8 protein-coding genes and 1 pseudogene are annotated in these 11345 nt (G+C 59.6%); 2 read left to right on the plus strand and 7 right to left on the minus strand.

Annotation, left to right across the window (positions count from 1 at the left end; genetic code table 11):
- Nucleotides 1–56 precede the first annotated feature (56 nt).
- Complete coding sequence (queF, locus tag AC13RM_RS10730; RefSeq protein WP_374815301.1) at nt 57–521, minus strand: preQ(1) synthase; 465 nt, start codon at nt 519–521, stop codon at nt 57–59.
- 1 nt (nt 522) lies between these two features.
- Complete coding sequence (locus AC13RM_RS10735) at nt 523–1437, minus strand: cation diffusion facilitator family transporter (RefSeq protein ID WP_374815303.1); 915 nt, start codon at nt 1435–1437, stop codon at nt 523–525.
- Between the two features lie 404 nt (nt 1438–1841).
- On the opposite strand from AC13RM_RS10735, the gene bluB reads away from it, so the two are divergent.
- Nucleotides 1842–2582, plus strand: coding sequence for a 5,6-dimethylbenzimidazole synthase (gene bluB / locus AC13RM_RS10740; protein WP_374815305.1), 741 nt, complete (start codon nt 1842–1844; stop codon nt 2580–2582).
- A gap of 39 nt (nt 2583–2621) precedes the next feature.
- On the opposite strand, the gene AC13RM_RS10745 is transcribed toward bluB, so the two are convergent.
- The 5 genes from AC13RM_RS10745 to AC13RM_RS10765 form a co-directional block, all read right to left on the minus strand.
- Nucleotides 2622–3257, minus strand: a complete 636-nt coding sequence (locus AC13RM_RS10745) for a glyoxalase superfamily protein (RefSeq protein ID WP_488554917.1) — start codon at nt 3255–3257, stop codon at nt 2622–2624.
- Between the two features lie 118 nt (nt 3258–3375).
- The gene (locus AC13RM_RS10750; protein WP_488554918.1) at nt 3376–4086 is read right to left on the minus strand and encodes a TIGR02117 family protein; all 711 of its coding nucleotides are present in this window, start codon (nt 4084–4086) and stop codon (nt 3376–3378) included.
- Nucleotides 4087–4218: 132 nt separating this feature from the next.
- Nucleotides 4219–6408, minus strand: coding sequence for an anthranilate synthase (locus AC13RM_RS10755; protein ID WP_488554919.1), 2190 nt, complete (start codon nt 6406–6408; stop codon nt 4219–4221).
- A 255-nt stretch (nt 6409–6663) separates the two neighbouring features.
- The gene (locus tag AC13RM_RS10760; protein WP_488554920.1) at nt 6664–8187 is read right to left on the minus strand and encodes an ABC-F family ATP-binding cassette domain-containing protein; all 1524 of its coding nucleotides are present in this window, start codon (nt 8185–8187) and stop codon (nt 6664–6666) included.
- Between the two features lie 434 nt (nt 8188–8621).
- Entirely contained in the window at nt 8622–10853 is a 2232-nt protein-coding gene (locus AC13RM_RS10765) for a TonB-dependent hemoglobin/transferrin/lactoferrin family receptor (RefSeq protein ID WP_374815313.1), read from the minus strand.
- A gap of 273 nt (nt 10854–11126) precedes the next feature.
- On the opposite strand from AC13RM_RS10765, the pseudogene AC13RM_RS10770 reads away from it, so the two are divergent.
- Nucleotides 11127–11345 (plus strand): annotated as a pseudogene (locus AC13RM_RS10770) (hypothetical protein); the annotation flags it as partial.

Raw genomic sequence — 11345 nt, forward strand, 5'->3', positions numbered from 1 at the left:
GCAGCCTCATGGAATCCAGCGGAAAAGCCGTCATCTCCGGATGGCGGCTTTTTCATTCAGCCTCGGCCGCGATAGGACTGAACGCCCTGGTCCGGTAGCCAGACACCCTCCGGCGGCTTGCCGGTCTGCCAGAAGACGTCGATCGGAATGCCGCCGCGCGGATACCAGTAGGCGCCGATGCGCAGCCACTTCGGCTGCAGCAGATCCACCAGGCGTTTGGCGATATAGACCGAGCAATCCTCATGGAATGCACCGTGATTGCGGAAGGAGTGCAGGAAGAGCTTCAGCGACTTCGATTCGACAAGCCATTCGTTCGGAATGTAGTCGATGACGATATGGGCAAAATCCGGCTGTCCCGTCATCGGGCAGAGCGAGGTGAATTCGGGCGCGGTGAAGCGCACGACATAATCGGTGCCGGCATGGCCGGACGGCACCTTCTCCAGAACGGCCTCCTCCGGATTGCTGGCCGTTTCCGTCTGGTTGCCGAGCATCGACAGGCCGGACACGTCGGTCTTTGGCATCTCAGGTCTCCTTGATCACTTTGACGCGGATACCATGGGCCTTCTCGCCCTCCGGCTCCACATGAATGGTTATTTCGGCGCCCGCATGGATCGCCCGTATGGCATCTTCAAGGCGGTCGCAGATTCTGTGTGCCTCTCGCACCGGCATGGCGGCGGGTACGACCATATGAAAATCGACGAAGGTCACCGCCCCTGCCCTGCGCGTTTTCAGATCGTGCACGCCGAGCGAGCCCTCGGCATTCCCCGCGATCGCATTCTTGATAGTCTCCTCCTCTTCCGGCAGGACGGCCTTGTCCATAAGCCCATCGATCGAAGTGGAAATGACCTTCCAGCCCTGGTAGAGAATGTTGATGGCAACGAGAATGGCAAGTACGGGGTCGAAGATCGGCTGGCCGGTACCGAGCGCCAGCAACAAGCCGATGAGCACGCCGATCGAGGTATAGACATCCGACATGATATGCTGGCCGTCCGCCGTCAGTGCCGGTGAGCGGTGCGTCCTTCCGGCGCGGATCAGCGTCAGGGCCCATACACCGTTGATGACGCCAGCGATGAAGTTGATGGCGAGGCCGAGCAAAGGCGCCTGCATCGGCTGCGGATTGCCGAGGTGCCCGACCGCTTCCTGCACGATCATCAGCGCCGCAACGACGATCATCACCCCTTCGGTAACGGCGGAGAGATATTCCGCCTTGTGATGCCCGAAGGGGTGATCGTGATCGGCCGGCTTCTGCGCGTAACGGATGACGAAAAAGGCGATGAAAGCGGCAACGACATTGACCAGCGATTCAAGTCCATCGGACAAAAGCGCCACGGAGCCCGTCAGCCACCAGGCCAGCATCTTCAGTCCCATGACGCCAAGCGACAGCGGAATGCCCCAAAGGGCAAGCCGCCTGATCGTATCGTTTCCTTGACTGTTCATGCCCGTCTCCAAATACCCCCACGCCTGCTTATGCGAATGAATTGCAAAAAAGGCGCCGTTGAAATGCAAAACCGCCCGCGCGAATTTTCGCGCAGGCGGTTCATTGACGCTCCATATGACGCACGATGCGAAGTTTGTCAAAGGAGAGGGCCGCTTTCGCACGACAATTCATCCTTAACCAGGGGATCGAAACAAACGCAGTTTCCGCAGTCCATGCGCCAAACATGAGGAAGATGTTTCCCAAACCGCCGTTCCACGACAATCGAAAGCCGATAATGCGCTCGCCTGTGGAAAATCGTCCTGGTAGTTTGGCTTGCCATCCGGCACTAAGCTGTGCTTCAGCCTAGTGTGCAAGGGTCGGCGATACCGGCCGATACGCCGCCTAATGAAAATCATGGTTGAACATGCCCGCTCCTGAAAAGACTGCCGATGCCATACCGTCCATCGCCGACGCTCCCGCGGGTGTGTCGGATCATCTGGTTACAGCCGGGGCATTTTCGCAGCTGGAACGCAGCGCCGTCTATCGCGCCATCGAGACCCGGCGCGACGTACGCGATCAGTTCCGGCCCGATCCACTTCCCGACGATCTTGTCCGGCGCTTGCTCGAGGCTGCGCATTCGGCGCCGTCGGTCGGTTTCATGCAGCCGTGGAATTTCATTCTGATCCGTCAGGGCGAGACGCGCGAACGTGTGTGGCAGGCCTTCCATCAGGCCAATGAGGAGGCCTGCGCAATGTTCGAAGGCGATCGCCGCGCGCAGTATCAGCGGCTGAAGCTGGAAGGCATCCGCAAGGCGCCCCTCAGCATGTGCATCACCTGCGACACCAGGCGTGGCGGCCCGGTCGTGCTCGGCCGCACCCACAATCCGGATACCGATGTCTATTCGACGGTCTGCGCCGTGCAGAATCTCTGGCTTGCGGCCAGGGCCGAGGGCGTCGGCGTCGGCTGGGTCAGCATCTTCCACGAGGATGCTATCAAGGCGATCCTCGGTATACCCGAGCATGTGAAGATCGTCGCATGGCTCTGTGTCGGCTATGTCGACGAGCTCTACGACATGCCGGAACTCGCCGTGAAGGGATGGCGGGATCGCCTGCCGCTCGACAAGCTGGTCTTCGAGGAAGGCTGGCAGGATTGCGAGGATATGTGACGGTGGCTGCTCTGCGGCAATCCTCGACGAACCAAAGTGTTACGACCTGAACGTCACAAACGAGATCACGTTTCCGTCCGGATCGCGCACGTGAAAATCCGTGCCGCCCCATGCCTGCTTGGTGAGCGGCTGTGCAAACTCCACGCCCCTCGCCTTGAACTCCTCGAACAATCCCTGGACATTCGAAACCTCGATCGAAGCGAGGATCAACGACTTCTCCTTTGCAGCCGCCGCCGCAAAGTAAGGCTCATAGACAAGCCGCAAGTGAACCCAGATGCCATCGCGCGACACCGCGCCATAGAACGGCGGTGCTCCATGCAGGAACTCCTCAGAGAAACCCAGCCTCTCCCTGAAGAAGGCCGCACTCGCGGTGACATCCCGCACGAAAAGGATCGGAACGATGCTCTTGAAAACCGGCGGTTCCGCTGTAGCGGCCGGCATCTTCGGCGCATCCACCGCGACGGACTTCAATTCCGCCCAGCTATTATGGCCCGCTTCGACCGCAACGATCTCCTGCGCCAACGATAGGGGGAAGTTCATCGCCAGGATCTCGCGATCCGTCAGCTCCTTGAAACGATCGAGCATTCGGACTCTTCCGCCAATGGAATAGTCGCGCTCACGGTGCCAGCGCATCAAGAGCTTGGCTTGCTTGCGGTAGGTATCGAGGGTTGGCATGGGCAGACTCCTGCTGAGTGATATCAGCGGGCAGGCCTAGCCCTTTCGGCACGATGCCGATGTGCCCCACAGGAACGACGTAAAGATTAGGATACAACCTGAAGCAAGTCAAACCGCCTCAAGGCAGGACATGGCGTGCTACAAAGCGTTCATCGTCATTATGCAGCCTCATGGATATTCGCAGCATCCAGGGCAGCGATGTCCAAAGTCCGGAGGTCAATCCCGCTTGCCTCAGCCCGGCAGCCGTCCAGGTGTTGCAGCCCATCAGCGCATTGAAATAGCCCCGCGCTTCGAAGAACGCATCGTTTGACCCATAGTTGCTGCCAGGCAGGGGTATCGGATTGCTATCGGAGCGATCAAAGCTGGCGAGAACGAATTGCTTGAGCCGCTCAAGACCTTCGGCATCAATGTCGATGACCGTCACGGCAGGCGCGTCCAGCGGGATATCGCCTGCGAGCTCCGCATGAATGACGGAACGGTCGAGCGCAAAGCTCTTCAACACTGGACCCGCCTTCAAATCTGCCCAGGTCCGCGTCTCAGTATAGAAGCTCCGTCCGCCCCAGCCGAAAATGAGATAGCGCAGGTTGGGATTGTCGAGATCGAGCCCGGCCGGCTGCAGGAAGGCGAAACGGGTGAGGAGATCGCCATCGACAGGAATGGCAATGTCCGTGTGGATGGGGTTGCTGAGCATGAGGATTTGCTGGGAGCGTTCGGTGCGGACAGCCGGCCCGTCATGCCAGAGCGGCCGTGGCACGATGATGCCGAGACCGACGAAGAGCGCGACGGCAAGAACGACATAGAGAATGCCCTTGAATATCCTTGGAATCACCGACTGAAAGCTCCCGCCCGCCAACAATCAGTCTCTTCAGCGGTTTGTTGGCTCTTTCAAGGCATAAAAATAGCCCCATGCACCTTTTCCGAGTGCATGGGGTTAGAAACATCCGAGCTCTAAACGCTCGTCTCAGGCGGCCTTCGTCTTTGCCCGGCGTGCGAGATGCGCCACGACATTCTCGATCATCCGCATGCCGGCATCGCCGCCGAGCGTCATAATCGATTCCGGATGGAACTGCACGGCCGCGATCGGCTCCTTCACATGCTCTATGCCCATGATCGTGCCATCTTCGCTCTCGGCCGTGATCATGAAGTCGCGCGGCAGGCTCGACGGATCGGCAAAGATCGAGTGATAGCGGCCAACCGTCACTTCACGACCAAGACCTGAGAAGACCAGGCCGGGCTCCAGCACGCGGATGCGCGAAGGCTTGCCATGCATCGGGATCGCCAGATGGCGCAGCTCGCCCCCATAGGCTTCGGCCAGCGCCTGCAAGCCCAAGCAGACGCCGAAGATCGGCAGGTTGCGCGCCCTCGCCTTCTTGATCGTCGCCTTGCAATCGAAATCCTTTGGATTGCCAGGACCCGGCGACAGCACGACGAGATCCGGATCGAGCCGGTCGAGGACTTCTTCCGGCACCGGCGTACGCACGGTGGAAACCGTCGCGCCCGTCTGGCGGAAATAGTTGGCAAGCGTGTGGACGAAGCTGTCTTCATGGTCGACGAGCAGGATCTTCACGCCCTTGCCGACGGAAGCGACGTCCCGTTGCTGTTTGCCGGAATTGCCGGTCTTGGCGTCACGGATAGCGGAAAGCATGGCGGAGGCCTTCAGTTCGGTTTCGGCTTCTTCTTCCTCGGGGATCGAATCGTTGAGCAGCGTCGCGCCGGCCCGCACCTCGGCAATGCCGTCCTTGATGCGAACGGTGCGCAGCGTCAGGCCGGTGTTCATGTCGCCGTTGAAGCCGACCATGCCGATCGCGCCGCCATACCATGCGCGCGGGCTCTTTTCATGGCTCTCGATGAAGCGCATGGCCCAAAGCTTCGGCGCGCCGGTGACGGTGACGGCCCAGGCGTGGCTCAGGAAGCCGTCGAAGGCGTCCATATCGTCGCGCAGGCGGCCCTCGATATGGTCGACCGTGTGGATGAGGCGCGAATACATCTCGATCTGCCGGCGGCCGATGACCTTGACCGAACCCGGCTCGCAGACGCGGCTCTTGTCGTTGCGGTCGACGTCGGAGCACATGGTCAGCTCGGACTCGTCCTTCTTGGAATTCAAGAGCTTCAGGATCTGCTCGCTGTCGGCGATCGGATCGTCGCCGCGCTTGATCGTACCGGAAATCGGGCAGGTCTCGATGCGGCGGCCGGAGACGCGCACGAACATCTCAGGCGAAGCGCCGACGAGATATTCCTGATTGCCGAGATTGATGAAGAAGGAATAGGGCGACGGATTGATCGCCTTCAGGCGCTTGGAAATATCCGATGGCTTGCTCTCGCAGCGCTCCATGAACTTCTGGCCGGGCACCACTTCGAAGAGATCGCCCTTGCGGAAGCTCTCCTTCGCCTTGACCACCAGTTCGGCATATTCGCCGGGGCGATGATCGCTCTTCGGTGGAATGGCATCGGTGTGCCGGAACGGCTCGGGCGCGATCTCGCCCGACTTGCCTTCCGTCGATACGTCGCCCTTGGCGAAATCGTACCGATCGATCCAGGCCTTGGCGGAATAGTTGTCCACCACCAGGATTTCGTCCGGCAGGTAGAGCACCATGTCGCGCTGGTCGTCCGGGCGCTTGAGCTTCAGATCGATCGCATCGAACTGGAAAGCGAGATCATAGCCGAAGGCGCCGTAGAAGCCGATGCTGGCATCCGCCTGCGAGTAGAAGAGATCGGTCACGGCGCGCAGCACGGTGAAGACCGTCGGCATTTTCGAGCGCTCTTCCTCGGTGAAGACACGATCCGGCGTCTTGACCGTGAGATCGAGCCGGCGCGGCGTCGAAGCGCCGAGAACGACCTCTGAAACCGTCTTCAGCTTCTCCGCGATAAAGCCGAGGATGACTTCGCCGCGCTCGTTATAGGCTTCGATCCAGACATCGCGCCCATTGCAGGACAGGCCGAGCGGCGGATCGACGATGGCGGTATCCCAACGCGTGTAGCGGCCCGGATATTCGTAGTTCGATGAAAAGACCGCACCGCGGCGCTCGTCGAGCTTGTCGATATAGGACGAAACCGCATCCGCATAGGGCGTCGGCCGACGCTGCCGAGTGACGGTGATGCCGCCCTTCGTCTCGTAGATTTCCGCACCATCATCCCGAAGGATCGTTACCATTGTTCCTCACTCCGTTATCGGCCCGGATGACAGGCGGCCAATATAACAAAAAAGCCGCCTCGAAATCTCGGGCGGCTCACTCGTCGTCTTTGAACACGATTGGTCGAGGCCGCCTCAGCGTGCCCACCACCAAACTGCAATGTTGTTCAAGGACATATTCATGGCGGGAATTGTTAGCGTGAGATGCGGCGATGCGCAAGCCGCAATCTTGGGGAATGGGCAGAAACGATTTTTCGTCTCTGCCCACCCGCTCGTCTACTCCTGCGCTCTGGCGGCTTCGAAGAACTCTTCCGGCCCATCCACCTCGACCAGCCGCTTCCGGTCGATCATCCAGAAGCGATTGCCGATAGATCGCACGAAGCTGCGGTCGTGCGAGACGAGAAGGCAGCTTGCCTCATTTGCCGTCAGCTCACCCTCCAGCGCCTCCTGGCCGTCGATATCCAGATGGTTTGTCGGCTCGTCCAGCAGGTAAAAGTTGGGATTGGTCAGCCGCAGCACCAGCATGGCAAGCCGCGCCTTCTGCCCGCCGGACAGACGGCCGATCTCTTTGCCCTGCATATCGATATTGATCCCGATCCCGACCAGCAGCGTGCGGGCACGTTGCTCGCCGAGCTCGAACAGGCGCGTGATCATGCCGAGCGGCGTGTCCTTCTGGCCGAGATTGGAGAGCGCCTGATCGCTGTAACCGAGCACGATGGATGGCGTCGGCTTGATCGTACCGCCGACGGCCTGATCGGCAATCGCCCTGCGGATCATCTCCACAAGCCGCGTCTTGCCGGCGCCGTTCTGCCCGAGCAGCACGATGCGGTCGCCCTGGCAAATCCATTGCTGACCGGTCTTGAACAGCAGCGTACCGTCAGGTGTCGTCACCGCAGCATCCTCCAGCGTCAGCAGCACTTTGGCGTGGATGCCGCGATTGGCAAGCTTGATCGAGCCGGAAGAGCGCTCGCGGTAGCCTGGCTTTGCACTGTCCTCCAGTTTCTCGGCTCGCGCCTTCAATTGCTTCGTCTTCACCGTCAGAAGATCGCTGCCCGAATTGACGCCGAGATTGTAGAGCTTGGCCGCCTGCTTGCGCAGCTGCTGCGCCGTCTTCATCTCTTTCTGGTAACGCCGCTCATCCGAGGCATCGACCTCGTCCAGCGCCGCCCGTGCCTTGCTATACGGCAGTGCATAGGTTTGCGACTGGTCCTGGCGCAGGAACAGGGTTCGATTGCAGACGGCATCGAGGAAGGCGCGGTCGTGGCTGGCGATGATGACGGGCACGTCGCGCGGCAAGGCATTCAGCCAATCCTCCAGCAGCGCGATCTTGGCGAGATCGAGATGGTTGGTCGGCTCGTCCAGAAACAGCACGTCAGGCTCCGTCACCCATACGCGGACAAGCATGGCAAGCCGCTGCCAGCCGCCGCTGAGCTGCGCCAACGTCCTCTCCCGCATCGTATCAGGCACGTCGAGCGAATCCAGGGCGACATCGACGCGCCAGCTTTCGCTTGCGACCTGCTCCTTCGGCAAGGCTTGAAGGACTGCCTCATAGAAGGAGACCTCCAGCAGGTTCGCCGGCACATTCTGCTCGACATAGCCGACGCGCAGGCCCCGGGCGCGGGTGATCTCGCCCGTCGTCGGCTCCAGCCGGCCGGTCAGGCAATTGAGCAGCGTGGTCTTGCCGCGGCCGTTTGCGGCGACGATGCCGACGCGGTCACCGGCATCCACGGTAATGCTGAGGTTGGAAAACAGCGGCTCACTCATGGTGACGCCCAGATTGCGGAGATTAATCAGAGTCATGGTCTTTTCCGGTCTTGATCGAGCATCTCAAGACATCGCCGGCGGCTCCTTTTGCCGCGCCACGCCGATGCCGAAGGCCCAAGCGGGCCAATGCTCGAAAACATGTCATGACGCGGCCGCGCGAATGCGCGGGCTCACGTCTCCCAAAGGGCAGACCAGAAGGAATGAGTGAGAAACAGCCTCTGATCAGCCCTGCAAACGCATCTGCAGGGCACGAGTCGGACCGAACTGGCGAATATGCCAGACTATCTTGGTCATACGGTCCTCCTCTCTTTTCTCTCGACGGTTAAAGACTGCGCCGCTCGAATAACACCGAACGCTGCGATTTACAATTGCGCAAAGCGCGGGATGCCACGCTGGAGGGCAAAAAAGAGGCGATGCCGAAGCATCGCCCCAATTCGTCGCATCCAGGCTTGCTGCATCGATGTGGCGGCTCAGAACCTCTGAGTCAGCGTCAGCTTGAAGGTCCGGCCGGGCTCGGAATAATAGGAAGCGGGCTGGATCAGCGTGCCGCTATAGGACGGCGCGTTGAGCGCGTCGTAATAGGTCTTGTTGAAGATGTTGTAGACGCCGCCACGAATGCTGAGCCCCTTCACCTGCTCCGGTTCCCACCAGGCAGTCAGATCGAAGATGCCATAGGCAGGGGTTTGCAGCGTGTCGCCCGTCTTCTTCGCCTCGCGCGCCGCGGTAACGAAGGTCAGATCCGTTCCCCAGACCTCAGCCGCATAGCCAACGGTGAAGGCCGCCTTGGCCGGAGCGACGGAATCGATCCATTGTCCGGTATCGGAATCCTTGCCGTTCACATAGGCGACCGCACCCTTGATGTGGATGCCGTTGTCGAACGTCTTGTGCGCATTGACCTCGACACCGAACATGCGGACGTCGGCGCGATTGAAGTATTCAGTAATCCCAAGCGGATAGGTGCCTGTGGGATCACGATAATTCAGCGTGTCGATGAAGTTCTTGTACTTGTTATAGAACGCGCCGATATGGCCGCCGAAATCGTCATCGCCGAGGTTGGTGCCGATTTCGATACCGTTGCTCGTTTCGGGCTTCAGGTTGGGATTGCCATAGCTGACATAGCCGCCAGGGACGCCGTAGTTCACGTAGAGTTCGCTGACGTTAGGCGCACGGAATGCCATCGCCCACTGTGCATAGATCTCGACATTGTCCTGCGGCTGATAGGAGGCACGCAGCTTCGGCGAGAAGCGGCTGTCGGACTGGCCTGACGGCAGACCATTGTAGTTGGCGCTATCGCGATAGGCGGCCGTGTTCTTCGGAGAATAGTCATACCAGTCGAAGCGCAGGCCCGGCGTCAGATAGAAGTTGCTGGAACCAAGCTCGATCTTGTCATCGATGAAGACGCCGACGCGCTTGCCATCGACATCGGGCATATCCGACTGGTTGGTGTGCAGGAAGGCGCAAGTAGCGCGCCAGCGCGGGTTGCTGCAGCTATCCCTGCCAGCCGAATACTGATGCACCTTGTCGAAGGCGACATCGAGACCGAACGTGACCTGGTGATGCAGGCTGCCAGTGTCGAAAGACTTCGATGCGTTGCCGCTAAAGCCGATGCTGCGGTCTTCCATTTCGTTAAGGCGTGAATAGTCGCCGATAACGGACGTGTAGCGGTAGCCTGAGGTACCGGTTTCGCGCACCAGGTTCTGCCAGTAGAAAACGGCATTGGCCGTATCAAGCAGCGAATCGGCGCTATCGGCTTCATACTTGTAATCGAGCGAAACGCGATTGCGCTCGATATCGTCTGTCCCATTGTAATTGCCGGGCCGGAAGTTTCCCGTCGGGCTCTGCAGGGTCATCAGGTCAGTGTCTTTGTCCTTGTTGTAGTGCTCGGCCGTAATGCCGAAGGTGCCGAGGTCGGTATATTGGCGGATCTTGAACAGGCCGCTTCTCTGATTGTAGTCGGCCGGATTGGCTTCTGTACGCTTGGTCGAATAGCCGCCGACATCGCCGTTGTTCTCAAGCTCATGACCATGGGTGTAGCCGCCCTGGAAGAGAACGGCGGTGTTGTCGATGCGCTTGGCAACGGCTGCGGTGCCGCCGATGCTCCGGTCGTCGCCGTTATAACCAAACTTGAAAACACCGCCCCAGGTGGAGCCGGACGTGATCAGATCTTCCGGCTCCAGCGTGCGAAGCACGAAAGCACCGCCGAGAGCACCCGAACCGGCACGGCTGGAATCGGCACCGCGAACAATATCGACACTGGAAAGCGCGTTAAAGTCGAAGCTGTTAATGCCACCGTCGGAATCGCGCGAAGCATCGAGAAGGAACGGAATTTGGATACCGTCGACCGTCGTCAGCACACGGTCGTCGCCAAGGCCGCGAATATTGACACCGCCTGTCGTACGGTTGAAGCCGACGCCGACCTCGGTGCTGCGACCAAGATCCTCGATACGGGTGATTTGCTTATCGTCGATGTCCTTGGCCGTCGTCTCGCTTGTGGTCGGAGAGTCGGCAAGCACATCCTTGTTTGCCTTGCCCTTTCCAGTCACCACGATTGGTTTCAGGTTGGTAACGCGATCGCCCTTGGCGGCCTCGCCCGCCGCCTCTTCATTCTGAGCTGTGGTCTGCGCAAAAGATGTCGTCGCCAGCCCAAAGGCTAGAAACGCGGTGCATGCCAAGAGGACCGAGCGTGAGCGCCGGACAACCATAACCATTCCTTTCGAATTGCTTCACCGGGCTGGCTGGTTGCTGCGTCGAGTGCAGGCAAGGGGCTGGCTAGGTTATCTTGTTAACGGGCGGAAATATCCCGCCTTCTTTCTGCCGCATAAAAAACATGAGTATTATTGTCAATATATTCGGCGTGCATAATCATGAATAAATTGTCAACTTTTAAGACAAGAGATGAACGTTGCTGAATTGCAACGAAATCACAGCCTCGCGCGTTCTATCGGCATCATCATTAGAATTGGCTGAATTACTTGATGCTGTTTAGAATTATCTCATTAGTCTCCGCCGCCGCCCTTCTCATGGCCACGTCTCTCCCTCAGACCGGCCCGATACCTGAGCAAAAACCGGATCAGGAACAAGTTCGGCCGGATGGCACAGCGCCGATCCCGGCAGAAAAACCCTCGGCATCGCCGGACAGCCCTGTCGTTCCGGCGGAAAAGCCGACGGTTCAACCGGAAGAAATGCCGGCGCCA

The organism is Martinezella sp. CNPSo 3732, assembly GCF_057784515.1.